The sequence below is a fragment of the Campylobacter sp. CNRCH_2013_0898h genome, assembly GCF_025772965.1.
GTDB lineage: Bacteria > Campylobacterota > Campylobacteria > Campylobacterales > Campylobacteraceae > Campylobacter_D > Campylobacter_D lari_D.
The window spans coordinates 142,953-162,878 of record NZ_JAKMTD010000003.1 but is presented as its reverse complement, the minus strand read 5'-3'; the positions used below and the strand labels follow the sequence as shown (position 1 = coordinate 162,878).

Below are 19,926 nucleotides of genomic sequence, written 5' to 3'. Positions count from 1 at the left end.
ATATAAAAAGATTAATAAAGTCTTATTTTTATTCTTCTTTGCACATACCTGCTTCGATTAGAAAACACGAGGGTTGATAATTGCTTTTTTTAATCTTATCATATTTTGCATAGCTTAAGTATAAAGTATCTTTAGCTCTAGTTACAGCTACATAAAAAAGCCTTCTTTCTTCTTCTAAACTTCCGCCCATGCTCATGAGTTTTTGGTTGGGAAATCTTCCTTGTGCAAGATCAATTATAAATACAAGTTCAAACTCAAGCCCCTTACTTGCATGTATACTTAAAAGATTAACCCCACTACCACTACTCATTTCACTAGCACCAAGAGTAAGAAAGTTATAGTATTTATAATTATCACTATAATTTTTAGCAAGTTCTTTTAATACAAACATTTTCGCGTTGATTTTTTCTAAAATTTCATTTTTTTTATTTAAATCAACATTGGAATTTTTATTAGTCGCTCTTTTAGTTGCCAAAATATCACAAATTTCTTTAAAATAATCATTTTCTAAAATCAAATCTACAAGCTGGGTTGAGATTTTACACTCACTTGCTTTTTTAATAAAAAGATAAATTTTTTCAAGATTTTTTGCACAAAGCTCGTTGATTTTGGGTAAGCTTAAAATAGGGTGGGTGTTAAATTCGCTTTCTAAGTTAAATCTTGAAGGCGAGGCTAGCTCCTCAATATCATCAAAAAGTCCTAGTTGGTAACTTTGTTTTTTGTATTTTTTTAAATTTACGCTACTATCAGGATTTAAAAAGCCTTTAATTAAACTAGAATGTCCTAATTTTAATAAAGCATCAAAAATATCTTTTGCCAAAACCCCACCAACTCCTTTGGTGTATTCAAGTAAATGTATAAAAGCCATGATATCTTTTGGATTAAGCACGATTGCAAGCATAGAGCAAAAGTTTTTAACTTCCAAGCTTTCAAAAAAACTTCCTCCACCTTTTCTTTTGCTTGCTATGCCAAGTTCTCTTAAGGCTACTTCTACTCCATCTGCACTAGAATTGTTTCTAAAAATCACAGCAATTTCATCAAGATTAACCCCGCTTTGTAAGATTATTTTTGCTATGGTAGAGTATTGATCAAATAATTCATTAAAAGTTAGCAAACTTGGCGCTTTAAAATCTCCTTCTCTAGTTACAATTAATTCTTTAGGATATAATCTTTCATTGTTTAAAATAACCTTATTAGCTAACGCAAGTATATTTTTACTAGAACGATAGTTTTTATTTAAAGTAAAAATATTTGCATCGACAAATCTATCTTTAAAACTTCCTATAATAGAAATATCAGCCCCATTAAAAGCATAAATACTTTGATCATAATCACCCACACAAAACAAACTTTTACTTTTAAAAGCATCAATTAACGAGCCTTGCAAGGTGTTAGTATCTTGGTATTCATCTACTAAAATCTCATCAAATTCAAAATGATGTGAAGCTAAAACATGTTTTAATTTGATCAATAAATCATTAAAATCCACATAGTTAAAACGCATTTTTTCTTCTTCGTATTCTTTTAAAATATCTTCATAAATTTCAGCATAAACAGCTTGTTCATCATAATTTTGACAAAACCAATTATAAAATTCATCTAAGTTTGCATTAGTATTTTGAAATAAAGAATACACATCATACAAATAGCTTGGCATATAAGGTTTAGTATCGCTTAAATGATGAAAAGTGCGTTTTTCAAAAATAGAACGCAAAAGAATTTTAAGCTCACTCGCAGGTTTTAAAATAATATCGTGATTTAACTCTTTAAGTAGAGAATAAGCAGTACTATGAAAAGTTCCTGCTGTGATTTTTGAAGTAATGCTTTTATCAAAATACTTACTAAGTCTTTCAATCATCTCTTTACTAGCTTTGTTTGTAAAGGTTAGAAGCATAATTTTTTCAGGCTTTATACCATTTTGAAGTAAAAAAGCTATTCTTGCAACTATAGTTGAAGTTTTACCCGTGCCTGCACTTGCTATAATTAGATTATGTCCAAAAGGAGCACTAGCGGCTTTATATTGTTCTTCATTTAAACGCGATAAGGGCATGAATTTCCTAGTTTAAAATTATATTTTGTATATCATTAAAATAAAAATGATTAACACCATCTTTATATTCATAATAAAGCGTGAGTTTATGAGAATCTAAAATAGTCTTAACAATGTATAATCCAAGTCCAAAACTATCTTTATTTTTCTTGCCTTGCGTAAAGGCTTGAGTATAGTATTTCAAGTCTTTATCTAAGGCTTTTCCTTTGTTTTTAAAGCAAAGATAATCTTTAGTTATTTCTATAGTAACGCAATTTTCATCAGAGTATTTTGTCGCATTATCTATCATATTTTTCATTGCAGTGGTAAAAAGTTTAAAATCTACATTAACACTAAAACTTTCTTTTATACTAATTTTTACCTTTTCATCATCACTCATAGCTATATCTTTAGCTTCATCTAAAAGATCTAAGATATTGTATTTTTTTAAATTAATCAAACCAGCACCCGAAGTAATTTGCTCAATGGCTGCAAATTCATTAATCAAAATCTCTAAACGATTAAAAGCACCCACTAATCTTTCTTTATATTTGCTATCTTCAAGCATTTCTAAAGTAATTAAACCTTTAGTAATTGGGGTTTTTAGCTCATGCATAATATTTCTTAAGAAAAACTGCCTTGAAGTATTTAGTTTTTGAATTCTTAAAATAGACTCATAAAAGGCTGTTGCTACTTGAGAAATTTCATCATTGCCTTTACTGACATTTTGAATTTCATTGAGTTTGTTTTCGCCAAATTTATCTATTTGTCTTTTTAAAGCTCTAAGTGGTTTTAATTTTCTAATGATAAAAATATATAAAATCAATAAAACCATTACTACTATACTAGCAATAAGCTTAATCACAAAATAACGATAACCTTGATATTCTAAATCTTTGTACAAATAAAGCTTACCATCAAAAATGATTTTTAAATACACATTATCTTCTAAAGTAATGATTTCAACTACACCTGTGCTAGTTTGAGCCCGTGCTATAGTTTCAGCTTTATAGATGATTTGTCTTATGTCTGATGGAGTTGTTAATTCTATCATTTTGTAATTTTTTGTTTGCTCATAAAATTCTCTTTCACTAATCACATGATTAAAATATAATAATCTTGCATTAGCTATAAAAGAATATTTTGCATTAAGCTCATTAGTGTAATTTTGTTGATCATATTTTATAAGCCATAAAAAAGCTAAAATTACACTAACGCTTGCAAGTAAAAAAACAAAGGTTATAGTATAAAAAATTGATGATTTATTCATTGAGTTAATTTATATCCTATACCTCTGATTGAATGAATGTATTTTGGAGTTTTAGGATCATCTCCGATTTTTTGTCTGATTCTACTAATGATTACATCTATACTTTTATTACTAGAATCTTCACTAATAGAGCTACAATTATACACAAGCTCTTCGCGGCTTACCACTCCACCTTCTTTTTTAATTAAATAACTCAAAATATCAAATTCAGCATTAGTAAAGCTAATTTCTTGATCTTTCATAGTGATAGTATGTTTATATTTATCATATACAAGATCTTTTTTAACTTGAGCTTGAGCAGTTTTTGTGTTTGAAATTCTTCTTAAATGACTTTTAATTCTTGCTTGAAGTTCTTGAGGATTATATGGTTTTGGTAAATAATCATCTGCACCCAAATCAAGTGCTGCAACCTTATCGCTAATATCATGCCTTGCACTTGAAATGATAATAGGTGTATCATATTTTTTACGAATTTCCTCGCATACTTCAAGTCCATCAAGTCCAGGTAAGCTTAAATCCAAAATGATTAAATCATAAGGATTTAAAGCAAGTCTTGAAAGACCTATATAAGGCTCATGAGCAATATCTACTTTCATATCAAATTGCTCTAAATATTCAGCTATAATCTCTGCTAATTCTAAATCATCTTCTATCATTAAAATATTTGTCATTTTTTTCCTTTCTTAAAAAAGTAAAGCTCTTACAAATCCGCCTCTATTAATCCAAATTTTAACATACTCTTTACCTTTATTTAATTCTAAAGCCTTAGATAATTCTTTAAAATTTGAAATTTCATACTGATCAACACCTATAATAATATCACCTTGCTCAAAACCTATTTTTTCAGCTTTTGATTTTGGAGTAACTTCGGTAATTAAAATACCACTAATACTTTCAGGTATGCGGTATTGCTGTCTATTCTTAGAGTCAAGTTCCACTAATTTTAGACCATCAATATAACCTTTTTCATATTGTAGCGACTTTTCATCTGTTTTTAACATAAATTTAGCTGTTTTGACTTTATTATCTCTTTCATAAGTTACTTCTACTGCTTGTTTTGGATCAATACTTCCTATGTAGTTTTTTAAATCCATAGGGCTTTTAATCACAGTTTTATCTACTTTTATAATCAAATCTCCTCTTTTTAACCCTGCATTATAAGCTGCTGAATCTTTTTGTACTTCAGTGATTAAAGCACCTTCTTGATTAGTATAGGCTTTTTTAATATCTTGAGTTAAAGCTCCTATGACTACGCCTAAATATCCTCTTTCAATTTTTCCATGCTCAATAAGTTTTTGTGCAATAGATTTTGCCATATTAGAAGGGATTGCAAAACCTATGCCATTATTTCCACCACTTCTTGAAAGTATGGCTGAATTTATCCCAACTAAAGCTCCTCTACTATCTACCAAAGCTCCGCCTGAATTTCCAGGATTAATAGAAGCATCAGTTTGGATGAAATTTTCATATTGATTTAGACCTATATTGTTTTTATTTAAGGCCGAAATAATCCCACTTGTAACACTACTTCCAACACCAAAAGGATTACCCAAAGCAAACACTACATCACCTTCTAGTAATTTATCTGAATCAGCAAAAACTACTGCGGGTAAGTTTTTTGCTTCTATTTTTATCACTGCTAAATCTGTTTTAGGATCAGCTCCGATTAATTTAGCTTTATATTCAGTGCTAGAATCAGGTAAATTTACAGTGATTTTTTCAGCATCTTCTATAACATGATTATTTGTTATAATATAACCATCGCTTGAAATAATTACACCAGAACCCAATGAACTTACAACTTCTTTATTTTTTTTATTTTTTGGAGCTTGTGGGAAATCAAAACCAAAAAATTGTCTAAAATAAGGGTCATTGAAAAAATCATCAATTCCAAATGAACTACTTTGAACAGTTTTAGAAGTTGAGATATTTACAACTGAATTTTTAACTTTTTGTATGGAATCATGATAAGAAAGTATAGTATTTTGATTATCAGTTGGTAAAGTTCTTTTTACATTATCATCTGCTTGTTTAAAATCAATACTAGCACTAAAAAGACTAGTTGCCAATGCCAAAGAAAGAATCATAGTTTTTTTCATGTTTTATCCTTTGTAAAATCATTTAATGCAAGTATAAAATTTTATTTTTACACAATTGTAAATAAAACCTTTAGTTTTAAAACTTATAAAAGTTGATTGACTAAGACTAAAGTTTTTGATATAATCTTATAAAAAATTAAGGAATAATAAAAATGAGTAATAGTTTATATGAAACACTAGGAGTTTCGCAAAACGCTAGTGCAGATGAGATAAAAAAAGCTTATAGAAAATTAGCAAGACAATATCATCCTGATATTAACAAAGAAAATGGTGCTGAGGAAAAATTCAAAGAAATTAACGCCGCTTATGAAATTTTAAGTGATGAGAAAAAAAGAGCTCAGTATGATAGATATGGCGATTCTATGTTTGGTGGGCAAAGTTTTCATGATTTTTCAAGAAATGCAGGTGGAGCTGACATCAATGATATTTTAAAAAATATTTTTGGCGGAGGCTTTGGAGGATTTAGTGGCGGTTTTAGTTCTAGTAATAATTTTAGAAGTGGCTTTGGAGGATTTGGAGGATTTGAAGAAGATTTAGACTTGCAAGCAAGTGTTAAAATTCCTTTTGAAAAAGGAATTTTAGGTGGTGAGCATTTGGTAAATATAAATAACGAGCAAGTTAAAATCAAAATTCCACATGGCATAAAAGATGGCGAAAAGCTACGCATACGAGGTAAAGGAAAAAGCTTTCAAGGGCAAAGAGGGGATTTGATTTTAAAAGTTGAACTTGAAAAAAGCGATGAATATGAAAGAGAAGATGATGATTTGTACAAAAAGGTTGAAATTAGCTTAAAAACAGCGCTTTTTGGAGATAAAATCAGTGTGCATACCCCAAGAAAAGAAGTTAAAATTACCATACCGCCAAATTCTAAAAACAATCAAAAAATTAGACTTAAAGGCTATGGAGTGCAAAATAGAAAAACAGATCTTTATGGGGATATGTATTTAATTTTGAATGTAAAAATACCTGATATTAATAGCCTTGATCCTGAATTTGTAAAAATTTTAGAAGAAAAATTACCTTGAAAGGAGTAAGTAATGGAGCATAGTTATGATGAACCGGTGTATCTTATAAGTGTTGTTGCAAAAGTTTTAAGTATACACCCACAAACTCTAAGACAATACGAAAAAGAAGGTTTAGTTGAGCCAAGTAGAACCGATGGTAAAATGAGACTTTATTCTCAAAAAGATATAGATAGAATCAAAATGATTTTACGCTTAACAAGAGATCTTGGGGTTAATTTAGCTGGTGTTGATGTGATTTTAAAACTAAAAACAAAAATTGATGAGTTTGAAAACACTATTGAAGAGTTAAGATTAGAACTTGATAGAAGAGATAATCCTTCAAAATCAAGAGCAGTAGTTAAACATAGAAGTAATTTTGATTTAATTTTTTTAGAAAAAATAAAATAATAAAAACATTACAAAAGGTTGGTGAGTGGATGCTTTTATAACTTTATTTTTAACTGCAGTAGCAGTTGCTGTCATACTTAATGTTATACTTAAAAAATTTGGTATTCCAACTATTATAGGTTATATAGCTACAGGTTTATTTGTGCGTGAATTTTATGGTTTTAGCACTAATGAATTTGTTATACATGTAGCTGAATTTGGCATAGTTTTTTTAATGTTTACCATAGGGCTTGAATTTTCATTTAAACATCTTTTGGCAATGAAAAAAGAAGTATTTTTAAATGGAAGTTTGCAAATGCTAACTTGTGGTTTGGTTTGTACTTTACTTGTAACTTATATTTTAGGTATAGCAAGCCATATCGCAATGATAGCAGGTTTTGCTCTAGCCTTATCTTCCACTGCTATAGTTTTAAAAATACTTAATGATAATGGCGATATCAACGAAGAATACGGCAGAAAAGCTTTAGGAATTTTACTTTTTCAAGATATTGCTGTGATACCACTGCTATTAATGATTGATATATTTAGTTCTCAAAATGCTGATATTTCAAAACTTTTACTTACAACTTTAGTCAGTGCTGTAATTTTACTTGTTTTGCTTTATTTTATAGGCAAATACCTTTTTACTTATGTTTTAAAATTCATCATTAAAACTAATGCAAATGAAATTTTCATCGCTACCATACTTTTTACTGTAATAGGAGCAAGTTTTTTGGCTCATTCTTTTGGCTTTTCATACTCACTTGGAGCATTCATAGCTGGAGCTTTGATAGCTGAAACTAAATATAAACATAAAATAGAAGCAGATTTGGTTCCTTTTAGAGATTTGCTTTTAGGATTTTTCTTTATCAGTGTTGGTTTGCAAATTGATTTTCATATAGTTTTTGAAAATTGGTTTTTGATTTTTGTTTTTGTAAGCTTGGTTTTATTGATAAAATTTGTAGTAATCTACGGTCTTTTAATCCTTTATACAAGAAAAAGAGTAGCGTTAAAAACTGCTTTGAGTATTTCTCAAATTGGAGAATTTGCGCTAGCAGTATTTTCGCTAATGCAAGTAAATTCACTTATAGATGAAAAAACAGCACAAATTTTTATTATAGTTTCTATCGTCACTATGGTTGCAACGCCTTTTATTTTAAATAATCTTAGAAAAATAGCCAACGCAGCCGAAGGTGAGCAAAATGATATGGCTAAATTTTATTTATGTGATCAAAAAATGAAAGATCATTTTATCATTTTTGGTTATACAAGATTAGGTCAAGAAGTGGTGCAAAAGATCAAAAAAACAGGTATCCCATATTTGATTTTAGAAAGTGATTTAAATTTAGTTGAACTTGGCCGCAGTAGAAATGAAAATATCTTTTTTGCAAATGTAGCCCAAGTAGAAACATTAAAAGTAGCAAATATAGAAGAATGCTCAGTTGCTATTATAACTATAAGTAATGAAGCTAAGCTTGATATGCTCTATCAAGTGCTTTCTAGCTTTAACAAACCCATACAAACGGTTTTAAAAACAAGTGGTACAGGTGCTAAGATCATTTTCCCACATACTGATAAACATTTACACATTGTAGATGCTGAAGCTTCAATAGCAAGAAATTTAGTACAAGAAGCATTACAATGTAGAATCAATACAAGTGCAGCAGAATGAAAAATGATGAAAAAGCTTTAAGGGTAAAATATGTAAGAGCTTTAGAAAAATTTACTAATTCTGCTGTGAGTGCTTTAAAAAGAGAAGATTTTGATTTAACTCTTTTTAGGGAAAGAATGCAAAAAAATGCTAAAATCTTTGAGAAAATTCAAGCAGTGTTTTTAGATTCTACTTATACTAAGGCTTTGGAGATTTTTGTAAATGAGTGTTTAGATGAAAGTTTAGACCAAAAAACCTTAGCTTCAAAAGCCAATGCCTTATATAAGCTAAAAAATAATCAAAGTTATAAAAAAGACAAACATAAAATTAAATTTAAGGATGAATATTGATAAATGTAATTTTTGATATGGATGGCACGCTTATAGATAGTGCTAATGCTATAGTATGTGCGGTAAATGAAATAAGAGCGGATTTAAATTTAGAACCTTTAAAAAGAGAGTTTATTTTAGATACTATCAATACTCCTGGGCAAAATTATGCTAAGATTTTTTACGGGGTTGATACTTACTCACATACTAGCTTTAAAGAAGGTTATGAGAAGTATTTTATTAAGCATTATGATCAAAGCGTGGTGCTTTTTGATGGTGTGCTTGAGGTTTTGGAATTTTGTAAAAAAAATGATTGCTATTTAGCTATAGCCACAAATGCACCTCAAGAAAGCTTGGTACCTATTTTAAAAAAACAAAACATTCTTTCATATTTTGATAAAATACTAGGTGTTAGTTATGGTATAGAAGCTAAGCCTGATCCTATGATGCTAAGATTAATCGCAGATGAAGCAAAATATGAAAAAAGTATTTTCATAGGCGATAGCTTAAAAGACAGACTTTGTGCTAAAAATGCTAAGATGGATTATATACATATTTCTTGGCAAAAAGAAATTAAAGACTTAGATGAAGCTAACGATAAAACTACTTTAATAGAAAAAATTCAAACTTACATAAAAGGATAAAAATGGATATTTTTGATGAAATGTTTGCAAAAAGCCCTAAAGAAAAATTTATTGAAACAATAAAATATGCAAATTTAGGTGCATTAGAAAATGTTTTAGAAAAATTATTAGCCGATCATATCGCTATGATAGAGCTTTTAGAAAAAAATAATTTAAATGAAAATGATGTAGCACAATTTCAAATGGAAAATTCACTCTTAATAGATGAGAGAAAAAATGATTTTTATATAGGCTTAAGTGCTGAAATTTTAGGGCATGAGGGTTGATTTTGCGTTTATTCTTATCTTTATTTTTGATGTTTAATTTTTTAAAAGCTGAAGTATTTTTTGATTATACTTATAAATTTACCTTAAGTAAAGATGAAAAAGCAAGTGTAAAAATAAAAGAAATTGACTATCCTGATGAGATTTATTATTTTGACTTTTCATGGACTTTATTTGATCAAACTAATATCATCGTTCATTCAAGGTATAAAAAATACCCTAGGCAATTTGTGATGTCTTTAAGAAGAAATTTAAATTGGGTAGATCAAACTTTAGTGCCTGATTATAAAAATCCACACATAGATAGAGCAAGATTAATACTTGAATTTAGTGATTTTAAAAAAGGTGAGGCTATTTTCACTATCTACATAGAAGATAGAGATAAAAGATTAGAAGTGGAATTTTTAGATCCTAGAAAAGTCACTCTTAATCAAAACTAAAGTAAAATTTAATAAAATATAATTATAAGAAAATTAAGGAAAGCATGGTGCAAAAGATAGATCAATATATGCATGAATTTTTATCTGAATTAAATTACAAGCCTATTTTAACAATGAGTTCAAAACTTCAAGGCGGTAAAAAATTACGCTCAAAATTACTTTTAAAAATAGCTAGTGAAAACGATATTAGTTATAAAATTTGTGCCATTATAGAATTAATCCATGCTGCAAGCTTATTGCATGATGATGTGATTGATGAAGCAAAATTAAGAAGAGGTGTAAAATCTATCAATGAACAATTTGGAGCCAAAAATGCTATCATGCTTGGAGATATTTTATACTCAAAAGCCTTCTATGAACTTTCTTTAATAGATTTAAAATTAGCAAAAATCATCTCCAATGCTGTTGTAAAGCTTTCCATTGGTGAATTAATGGATGTAAATTTAAGCGAAACTTTCAATACCGATAAAAACGCTTATTTGCAAATGATATATAACAAAACAGCCGTTTTAATCGAAGCTAGTGCAAGATGTGGGGCTATACTTGCTAATTTAAATGAAGATGATTTTGCAGAATATGGTAAAAACTTGGGCTTGGCTTTTCAAATTGTAGATGATATTTTAGATATCAAAGGCGATGAACAAACCTTAGGCAAACCCGCCATGAATGATTTTAAAGAAGGTAAAACCACCCTTGCTTATATGTATTTATATGGAAAATTAAATCCACAAGATCAAGAAATACTTAAGTCTTATTACAAGAAAGATTTAAACATAGATGAACTTACTTGGATTAAAAATAAAATGCAAGAGCATGAAATTTTTAATCAAATTGGTCAAGAATTAAACACCTATGCAAATAATGCCTTAAAAGCCATAGAAAAATACAATATAAAAGATTTAGAAGATATTATTAAAAGTATGATAGAAAGGGAATTTTAATGCATTATTATTGTATCAGTTTTACGCACAAAAATACAGATATTGCTACTAGAGAAAAACTTTCCTTTTCCAATGAAGATAAAAAAAGAGAATTATTAAGATTAATCCATACTAATAATAAAATTCTAGAAAGTTTAGTGCTTAGCACTTGCAATAGAGTTGAAATTTTTCTTTTTATCGGAGAAATTGAAAGTATCAATGAACATATTTTAAAAACACTTAGTTTACTTTGTGGGGTTGATAAAGAAAATTTAAGCGCAAAAGCTGATTTTTATGAAGATAGTGGGGCTATCCATCATTTATTTTCTGTGGCAAGCTCACTTGATAGTTTAGTTATTGGAGAAACACAAATTGCTGGACAATTAAAAGATGCTTATAAATTTGCTCTACAAGAACAAAGATGTGGTGTGCATTTAACTAGAGCAGTCCATTATGCTTTTAAATGTGCAGCAAATATTAGAAATCAAACTGAAATTTCCAAAAATCCTATTTCAGTTGCTTCAGTAGCGGTAGCAAAAGCTAAAGAGCTTATAAATTTAGAAAATAAAACTGCAGTTGTAGTAGGTGCAGGGGAAATGAGCGAGTTAGCCTGTAAGCATTTATTAAATGCTAAGGCCAAAGTATTGATATTAAATAGAGATATACAAAATGCCCAAAAGCTTTGTGAGGATTTGGGTGAAAATGCAAGTTGTGAAAGTATCGCAAATTTAAAAGAAGCATTAAATAAATATGAGATATTTTTTAGCGCCACAAATGCTCCACATGCTATCATAACTAATGACATATTAGAAGAAAAAGATTATAAAAGATATTTTTTTGATATAGCAGTGCCTAGGGATATTGATGTAAAAGCAAATGAAAAAAATATAGTTTATGCTGTTGATGATTTAGAAGAAGTTGTAAGAAAAAATTTAACACTAAGAGAACATCAAGCCCAGATTGCTTATTCTATAGTAGGTGCTATAACAAATGAGTTTTTCCAACATCTAAGCAAACTAGCAACCTTACCTTTGGTTAAGCAATTACGCTTGCAAGCTGATGAAATCGCTAAAGAACAATTACAAAAGGCCATAGATAAAGGATATTTAAAACACTCAAATCATGAAGAAGCAAGAAAGCTTATAAGACAGGTGATGAATGCATTTTTACATCATCCTAGTGTAAATTTAAAAAAACTAAGTGGAACTATGCAAAATGACTCTGTTGTAAATGCCATGCGTTATGTGTTTGATTTAAAAAATGAAAGCATGGAAGGTTTAAACTTCTATAAATGTGAATTTAATTTGGAGAATAATCATGAAATTTAGTAAATTTTATGCCATAAGCACAAAAGAAAATCCAAAAGATGCTACCCTGCCAAGTCATATATTTTTAGTTAAGGGTGCTTTTGTAGAACAAATTGGAAGTGGTTTGTATAATTTTTTACCTTTAGGAAAAAGAGTTTTAGATAAGATTAAAAATATCATCAAAGAAGAAATGGATAAAGCGGGAGCTTTGGAAGTAAATTTAAGCTTTAATACCCCAGCTGAACTTTGGAAAGAAAGTGGGAGATTTAATGTTTTTGGTAAAGAGCTTTTACGCTTTAAAGATAGAAAAGAAAATGATTTTGTCTTAGGACCAACTCATGAAGAAGCCATAGTAGCTTTGGTTAGAAATAAAGTAAATTCTTACAAGCAACTTCCTTTGCATTTATATCAAATAGGACTTAAATTTAGAGATGAAGCTAGACCTAGATTTGGGCTTTTAAGATGTAGAGAATTTTTAATGAAAGATGGCTATAGTTTTCATAGCAATGAAGCTGATTTAGATAAAGAATTTAATCTTATGCATGAAACTTATAGTAAAATTCTTACAAGATTAGGGCTTGATTTTAGAGCTGTTGAAGCTGATAGCGGGGCTATTGGCGGAAGTGGTTCAAAAGAATTTATGGTTTTGGCTAAAAATGGCGAAGATGATATATTATTATGTGAGCATTGTGATTATGCTGCAAATATCGAAGCAGCAAAAAGAGCTAAAAAAAGTTGCGAAGATGAAAGACCAGAAGCTGACTTTGCTACACAATTTCACACTCCAAATGTAAAAACTATAGAAGAATTAGCAGAATTTTTTAAAATTAATCCTTACTATACTGTTAAAGCTATTGCTAAAAAAGCTATTTATGAAAATGAAGAAAAAATTGTAGTATTTTTTATACGCGGCGATGATGAACTGCAAGAAGTTAAAGCACTAAATGCAGCAAATGCATTAGAATTGGCCGATGTAAGTGAAGAAGAATTAGAAAAAGCAGGTTTAGTACCAGGATTTATTGGTTTTGTAGGATTAAATGGAGTTGATTTTTATATTGATCATGAGCTTGAAAATGAAACAAATATGATTATTGGAGCAAATAAAAAAGATTATCATTTGGTTGGAATCAATGTTGTAAATTTAAACAAAGAACGCTTTAAAGATCTTGCCGCAGTTAAAGAGCATGATCTTTGTCCAAAATGTCAGCACAAGCTTAAGCAAAGCAAAGGTATTGAAGTAGGACATATTTTTAAACTTGGAAATAAATACTCAAAAGCAATGAATGCAAGCTATTTAGATGAAAATGGTAAAGCTCAATTTTTCACTATGGGTTGTTATGGTATGGGGGTGAGCCGTTTAGTAGCTGTTGCCATAGAAGCAAGCCATGATGAAAAAGGTTGTATTTGGAATAAAACTCTAGCTCCTTTTGTTTTAGATATTATCGTTTCTAATATAAAAGATACAAAAGCTATGGAATTTGCCGAGCAAATTTATACTCATTTTAAAGATAAAGAAATTTTGTTTGATGATAGAAATGAGCGTTTTGGTGTAAAGATTAATGATTTTGAATTAATGGGCTTTCCTTATGCTTTAGTTATAGGTAAGGGTTTAGAAAGCGATGAAGTAGAGTTAATCCATAGAAATACTCTAGAAAAACAAGTTTTAAAAACCCAAGAAGTAATTTCACACTTAGAGAAAATTTTATGATAGCAAAAACAAATTTAAGTGCTTTTTTGATTTTAGAATTGATTGCTAGTATTTTATTTATAGTCTTTTTTGGTTTTTTAAATTTTTTTATGATAGTTTTTGCAAGTATGTTTTTAGGAGCAATGTTTTTAGCAAAGACTTGGACAAATCTCATAACTATGCAAAATGCCAATACTAATTTATTTGGTATGATTAAATTATTTTCCTTAACTATAGTTGGAATTTTACTTTTAATACCAGGAATTTTAAGCACATTTTTGGGAATTTTACTCTTATTTTTTATGATGATATTAAAATTATTTACAAAACAAAAAAGAAAATATCATCAAACAAACAACGAAGAAGAAATCATAGATGTAGAAATCATACAGGAGCATAAAAAATGCAATTAATCATCGCAACAAGAAAAAGCCAACTTGCATTATGGCAAAGTGAGTATATAAAAAATAAATTATTACAAACACATTCTGATTTAGAAATTTCTTTAGAGGGTTTTAAAACTAAAGGTGATGTTTTACTTGATTCTCCTTTAGCTAAAATAGGTGGAAAAGGACTTTTTACAAAAGAACTTGAAGAAAGTATGTTAAGAGGTGATTCACACTTAGCTGTGCATAGCTTAAAAGATGTGCCAAGCTTCTTTCCTGATGGCTTAGTTTTAGCTGCTATTTCAAAAAGAGAAGTGGTAAATGATGCTTTTTTAAGTGAATATTATGAAAACTTAAATGCTCTTCCAAAAGGTGCAAAAGTAGGCACTACAAGTCTTAGAAGAAGAATGCAGCTTTTAGCGTTAAGACCTGATTTAAATATCATTTCTCTAAGAGGTAATATCAACTCACGCTTAGAAAAACTTAAAGCTAAGGAATTTGATGCTATTATTTTAGCTCTAGCTGGCATTAAACGCTTGGGTTTAGATAAAGAAATAAAGTACATTAGGGCTTTTGAGCTTGATGAGATGATACCTGCAGCTTCTCAAGGAGCTTTAGGTATAGAAAGCATTGATGATAAACAAATTTTAAAATACCTTGAATGCTTAAACGATAAAAATGCCTTTGTAGAAACTTATATAGAAAGAGATTTTATAAAAACCCTAGAAGGTGGTTGTCAAGTACCTATAGGAATTAATGCAAAAATCATTGATGAAAAAATAGAAATTCGCGCCATAGTGGGCTTACCCGATGCAAGTAAAATTTTAAAAGAAAAAAGAGTGATTGATAAGCAAAATTACTCAAATGCAGGCGAGCTTTTAGCCAAAGAAATGATAGCAAAAGGTGCAAAAGAAATTTTAAAAGAAGCAGAGAGTATGATATAAATGCAAAAATTCGTAGAGCTTTTAGAAAAAAATAATTTATTAAAAACCATCCATGAGCCAGTAGATGTAGAACTTGAAATGGCACATTTAGCTTATATAGAAGTTAAAAAAGAAGACTCTAAAGCCTTGCTTTTTACTAATGCAGTAAAAAATGGTAAAAAATACGATTATCCTGTATTATTAAATACTTTTTGCAGTAAAAAAGCTTTAAATTTAGCATTTGGAAAAGATTATGAAGATGTAGCTAAAGAAATTAGCTCTTTACTTAAAATGCACATACCGCAAAGCTTTGGTGCGAAATTAAATTTTTTCAAAACCTTGCTTGATTTAAAAAATATCCCACCAAAACGCATCAAAAAAGATGGAGAATTTAACTACAAAAGCTTAAATTCTTTATATGAAATACCTATTTTAAAAACTTGGGAAAAAGACGCTGCACCTTTTATCACTATGGGGCAAGTTTATACTCAAAGCATAAATGGAAAACAAAATAATCTTGGAATGTATCGCTTGCAAGTAGTTGATGAAAAAACCTTGCTTATGCATTGGCAAATTCACAAAGACGCGAGCCATTTTTTTCATGAGTATAAAAAAGCAAATCAAAAAATGCCAGTAAGTATAGCCATAGGTGGAGATCCTTTATATATTTGGTGTGCTCAAGCGCCTTTACCAAAAGGTATTTTTGAACTTTTACTTTATGGTTTTATTAAGAAAAAACCTGCTATTTTGGCAAAATGCAAAAGCAATCACCTCTATGTGCCTTATGATAGTGATTTTGTGATTGAAGGTTTTGTAAATCCAAATGAATTTGCACCCGAGGGACCTTTTGGAGATCATACAGGCTTTTATACTCCTGTTGAACTTTGTCCTGTCTTAAAAGTAGAAAAAATCTTTGCTAAAAAAAATGCGATTTATCAAGCTACGGTTGTAGGAAAACCGCCTTTAGAAGATAAATACATGGGGCTTGGCACAGAAAGAGTTTTTCTACCTTTACTTCAAACTAACGCACCTGATTTGATAGATTATAACATGCCTGAAAATGGAGTTTTTCATAATTTAATCTTAGCCAAAATAGAAGCAAAATATCCAGCTCATGCAAAACAAGTAATGCATACTTTTTGGGGAGTAGGGCAAATGAGTTTTGCAAAACATGCTATTTTTGTCGATGAAAATGCACCTTGCTTGCAAGATTATGACAAGCTCATACCTTATATACTTAATCGCTTTGATGAAGAAAAATTACTTATTAGTGAAGGAATTTGCGATCAACTCGATCATGCTTCAAGCACTTATTGTTACGGTGGTAAAGCAGGACTTGATGCGTGTGGTGATGAGAAAAAAGTTGAACTTGAAATTCTAAGTGATGAAGCTTTGTTTTCACTTTTTAAAGAAAAAGATCAAAATATTTTAAAATTAAAACAATTTTACACCCAAACCTTTGCTCCAATTTGTGTGATCTTAATTGATAAAAAAGAAAAAATTGCTCAAATTTTTGAAAAACTACAAATTTATAAAAAACATTTTAGAATTTTAGTTTTTTTAGATTCAGATGCTATTTTGGAAAATCCTTATATGTTAATTTGGCGTGTGGTAAATAATATCGATGCAAAAAGAGATATATTTATCAAAAAAGATTGTGTTGCAATTGATGCGACAAATAAAGGATCATTAGAAGATTATCATAAAGAGTGGCCTTTAATGACAAATTGCTCCAAAGAAGTTATAGACAGACTTATTGCAAAAAAATTACTTGTAAATGATGAAAAATTCTTCAAAAAGTTTGAAATTTTTTAATTTTAAACTTTTTGAGAACACTTTTTGCTTATTAAATATATATATTTTTAATTTAAATATTAAGTTTTTTAAAATTGTGTCGATAGTGTGTTTTAGAGTCTTTTAAAAAGGAGTTTAAAATGGACATTAGCAATATTCAAAGGGATACAAATATAACTCATTTTAACACAAAAAGTGTTGAAAAGCCATCTCAAGAGAATAAGCAACAAGTTGATTTAAATGATCAAGATGAGAATTTAAATGAAAAATTAAAAAACGCAACAGAAAAACTTAATAGACAAATGGAGACATTGGAAACAAATGTGCGTTTTGCGTATAATGATAAAATAAACGAAATGTATGTAAATGTCACCGAAAAAGACACAGGTAGATTAATACGCAAAATTCCTAGTGAAGAAGTTATGAAATTAATAGAACATTTTAAAGGTGTTATTGGCACCATTTTTGATAAGGAGAGTTAATCATGGCAGTAGGTAGTTTAGGAAGTTTAGGTATAGGTTCGGGAGTTTTAACAAGCGATACACTTAATAAGCTTAAAGAAGCAGAAATGAATGCTCACTTAAAGCTTTATAACACACAACTTGAAACTAACACTTCAAGACAAAAAGACTTAGCAGAGCTTGAAGCTAAACTACTTGCTTTTCAAACTGCTGTAAATAGTCTTGGCGATACTTCTCAATTTAACAAAAAGAAAGTTTCTCCTAGTGTAAGTGGCGATAGCGCTGCTGCTAGCTTGGTTGTAGGCTCTTTATCTAATCTTTCAAATATGAAAGTCATAGTCGATCAACTTGCTCAAAAAGATGTTTATCAAAGCAATGGTTTTAAAGACAAAACCTCTACCGTCATGGGCAGTTTAGGTATAGAAGGTGATGAAAATGGCAAAGCTTCTTTTACTATTACCCAAGATGGAAAAGACTATAAAATAGAAATTGATAAAAGTACAACCGTAGCTCAACTTGCTGAAAAAATCAATTCCGCCACAGGTGGTAAAATAGAAGCTAAGCTAGTAAATACCGGAGATAGAGACAATCCTTATCGTTTAGTAGTGCAAAGCACTGAAACAGGAACTAAAAACAATATCTCTTTTTCAGGCGATGATAAACTTTTAGAAGCTATGGGCTGGAAACTTGATAAAGATAGCATTAGTGCAGGTGGTTTGTATGGTTTTAGACCTCAAAATGCTGGAAATGAAAAAGATAAAATAACCGGAAAAGTTGTTGGAAGCACTTCTGATAAATTACTTGAATCAGGTCAAAACACTTCTTTTACTTTTGTTATAAAAAATGGTGAAAGATATGATAGATTTACTATAGATATAAATGATCAAACAACCTATGAAAGTTTAGCAGAGGATTTAAAAAAACAAACTAATGGAAAAGTAGAATTAAGCTTTAGCGAAGATAAAAAGTCTTTTACTTTTAGAGCTACTAATGGTGGTGAATTAAGTCTTTTTGATGGTGGTTATGCAACTGATGCTGATGGCAATATAGATCAAGCAAATTATACTAGAGATCCAAATGCCAAAAATTTACTAAGTAAAAAATTTGGAATTGATTTAGATTATAGCACACCACAAGGCTACAATGTTTCCAAAGACAATGAAAACCATATCCAAAAAGGTATGGATGCTATCTTTAGTGTAGATGGCGTTAAGATGATTAGATCAACTAATACCATCACAGATATAGGACCTGATATTACCCTAGAGCTTAAACAAAAGGGTGAAATTAGTTTCAATGTTACTCAAGATACTGAAGCCATAGCACAATCTTTAGAAAGCTTAGCTACTGCTTATAATGATTTGATGATCAATCTTAATGCAGCGACAAAATACGATCCTGATGCAGGGACAAAAGGAAATTTCGTAGGTGTAAGCTCGATTTATAATATAAAATCACAAATTAACAATATTTTGCTTCAAACTATCACAGTAGATGGAACAATCACAGTTGGAGATAGTGATACTTCAGATGGTGTTAAAGTTTCTTCAAAAGTAAGTTTATCTTTAGCTGATTATGGTTTGACTTTAAATGATGGGGTTTTAACCTTTGACTCTGGAAAATTTAATGCTAAGTTTAATGAAGATCCTGAAATGGCTGAGAAATTTTTCGTAGGACACAATGGCTTTGAAGACATTGATCTAACAGGAGATAGAGTAAGTAAGCTTGATAGTGGCGATATAGAATTCAAAGAAGGTAATTTTACCATTACTTATAATGATGAAACTATAGATTTAAGTAAAACTGCCAATGGAGATCCTTTTAAACTAACAGGAAAAGATGATATAGAAAAAGCTAAAAATTTAGTTGATCATATAAATAGTTTTGGCTTAGAAGGTTTAGAAGCTAGTTTTGAAATCATTAATCAAGGTAACAATAATCAGCAAATCCAATTTAGAATCAAAGGAACATCAGGAAGTAATCTAGAAATTCAAGGCGATAAAGACTTTTTGAAAAAATTTGGCTTAAGTCCAAAAACTATATATTCAGTTTACAAAGAAGAAACTGGAACCTTTGGGGTATTAAAAAACACTATGGGTGAGATGATGAGCTCTGATGGTTCTTTTGGGGGTTATAAAGACTCTTTAACCAAAGAATCAAAAAATCTAAACGAAACTATAGAAAATACTAAAAAATCCATAGAAAGCAGATATGACACAATGTGGTCAAGATGGGCTGCATATGATGGTATAATTGCAAAATTAAATAACCAAGCAAGTGTTATTACAAATATGATTAATGCAGCAAATAATCAAAATTCTTAAAAAATAGA

Annotated in this window: 19 protein-coding genes; 15 read left to right on the top strand and 4 right to left on the bottom strand. The window is 29.5% G+C overall.

Annotated features, from left to right (window positions below):
- Positions 1-28 precede the first annotated feature (28 nt).
- The 4 genes from L8X50_RS02810 to L8X50_RS02795 are packed head-to-tail and all read right to left on the bottom strand — an operon-like array spanning position 29 to position 5,398.
- Positions 29-2,050 (bottom strand): ATP-dependent helicase, encoded by a 2,022-nt coding sequence (locus tag L8X50_RS02810; protein WP_263659852.1) that lies wholly within the window; start codon positions 2,048-2,050, stop codon positions 29-31.
- A gap of 7 nt (positions 2,051-2,057) precedes the next feature.
- Positions 2,058-3,299 carry an ArsS family sensor histidine kinase gene (locus tag L8X50_RS02805; RefSeq protein WP_263659851.1) on the bottom strand — a complete coding sequence of 414 codons (1,242 nt, stop codon included), beginning with the start codon at positions 3,297-3,299 and terminating at the stop codon, positions 2,058-2,060.
- Positions 3,296-3,970, bottom strand: a complete 675-nt coding sequence (locus L8X50_RS02800; protein ID WP_039626094.1) for a response regulator transcription factor — start codon at positions 3,968-3,970, stop codon at positions 3,296-3,298. Before L8X50_RS02800 ends, L8X50_RS02805 begins: the two co-directional genes overlap by 4 nt.
- Before the next feature lie 12 nt (positions 3,971-3,982).
- Positions 3,983-5,398, bottom strand: coding sequence for a DegQ family serine endoprotease (locus L8X50_RS02795; RefSeq protein WP_133318880.1), 1,416 nt, complete (start codon positions 5,396-5,398; stop codon positions 3,983-3,985).
- 152 nt (positions 5,399-5,550) lie between these two features.
- Here L8X50_RS02795 and L8X50_RS02790 point away from each other — a divergent pair, with 152 nt between their 5' ends.
- The 15 genes from L8X50_RS02790 (at position 5,551) to fliD (ending at position 19,918) form a co-directional block, all read left to right on the top strand.
- Complete coding sequence (locus L8X50_RS02790; protein WP_263659850.1) at positions 5,551-6,423, top strand: J domain-containing protein; 873 nt, start codon at positions 5,551-5,553, stop codon at positions 6,421-6,423.
- A gap of 12 nt (positions 6,424-6,435) precedes the next feature.
- Positions 6,436-6,810, top strand: a complete 375-nt coding sequence (locus L8X50_RS02785; RefSeq protein WP_039668403.1) for a heat shock protein transcriptional repressor HspR — start codon at positions 6,436-6,438, stop codon at positions 6,808-6,810.
- Between the two features lie 25 nt (positions 6,811-6,835).
- Positions 6,836-8,461: a cation:proton antiporter gene (locus tag L8X50_RS02780; RefSeq protein WP_263659849.1), complete on the top strand. Its 1,626-nt coding sequence runs from the start codon at positions 6,836-6,838 to the stop codon at positions 8,459-8,461.
- A complete protein-coding gene (locus L8X50_RS02775) occupies positions 8,458-8,790 on the top strand; it encodes a hypothetical protein (protein WP_258107332.1) in 333 nt (110 codons plus the stop codon). The genes L8X50_RS02780 and L8X50_RS02775 overlap by 4 nt, the downstream gene beginning before the upstream one ends.
- Positions 8,787-9,413, top strand: a complete 627-nt coding sequence (locus tag L8X50_RS02770) for an HAD family hydrolase (RefSeq protein ID WP_263659848.1) — start codon at positions 8,787-8,789, stop codon at positions 9,411-9,413. The genes L8X50_RS02775 and L8X50_RS02770 overlap by 4 nt, the downstream gene beginning before the upstream one ends.
- Positions 9,414-9,415: 2 nt before the next feature.
- Positions 9,416-9,679 (top strand): DUF2018 family protein, encoded by a 264-nt coding sequence (locus L8X50_RS02765; protein WP_258107334.1) that lies wholly within the window; start codon positions 9,416-9,418, stop codon positions 9,677-9,679.
- Positions 9,680-9,708: 29 nt separating this feature from the next.
- Entirely contained in the window at positions 9,709-10,116 is a 408-nt protein-coding gene (locus tag L8X50_RS02760) for an exporting protein (RefSeq protein ID WP_133318977.1), read from the top strand.
- A gap of 47 nt (positions 10,117-10,163) precedes the next feature.
- Positions 10,164-11,057, top strand: coding sequence for a polyprenyl synthetase family protein (locus L8X50_RS02755; protein ID WP_263659846.1), 894 nt, complete (start codon positions 10,164-10,166; stop codon positions 11,055-11,057).
- Positions 11,057-12,364, top strand: coding sequence for a glutamyl-tRNA reductase (hemA, locus tag L8X50_RS02750; RefSeq protein ID WP_263659845.1), 1,308 nt, complete (start codon positions 11,057-11,059; stop codon positions 12,362-12,364). The genes L8X50_RS02755 and hemA overlap by 1 nt, the downstream gene beginning before the upstream one ends.
- Positions 12,351-14,051 (top strand): proline--tRNA ligase, encoded by a 1,701-nt coding sequence (locus tag L8X50_RS02745; protein WP_263659863.1) that lies wholly within the window; start codon positions 12,351-12,353, stop codon positions 14,049-14,051. The genes hemA and L8X50_RS02745 overlap by 14 nt, the downstream gene beginning before the upstream one ends.
- Complete coding sequence (locus L8X50_RS02740) at positions 14,048-14,443, top strand: FxsA family protein (protein WP_133318888.1); 396 nt, start codon at positions 14,048-14,050, stop codon at positions 14,441-14,443. Before L8X50_RS02745 ends, L8X50_RS02740 begins: the two co-directional genes overlap by 4 nt.
- Entirely contained in the window at positions 14,434-15,360 is a 927-nt protein-coding gene (gene hemC, locus L8X50_RS02735; protein ID WP_263659844.1) for a hydroxymethylbilane synthase, read from the top strand. Before L8X50_RS02740 ends, hemC begins: the two co-directional genes overlap by 10 nt.
- Positions 15,361-17,154 (top strand): menaquinone biosynthesis decarboxylase, encoded by a 1,794-nt coding sequence (locus L8X50_RS02730; protein WP_263659843.1) that lies wholly within the window; start codon positions 15,361-15,363, stop codon positions 17,152-17,154. It begins immediately after the preceding gene.
- 119 nt (positions 17,155-17,273) lie between these two features.
- The gene (locus L8X50_RS02725; protein WP_133318891.1) at positions 17,274-17,615 is read left to right on the top strand and encodes a FlaG family protein; all 342 of its coding nucleotides are present in this window, start codon (positions 17,274-17,276) and stop codon (positions 17,613-17,615) included.
- 2 nt (positions 17,616-17,617) lie between these two features.
- On the top strand, positions 17,618-19,918 hold the full coding sequence (fliD, locus tag L8X50_RS02720) for a flagellar filament capping protein FliD (protein ID WP_263659842.1): 2,301 nt from the start codon (positions 17,618-17,620) through the stop codon (positions 19,916-19,918).
- The last annotated feature ends 8 nt before the right edge of the window (positions 19,919-19,926 follow it).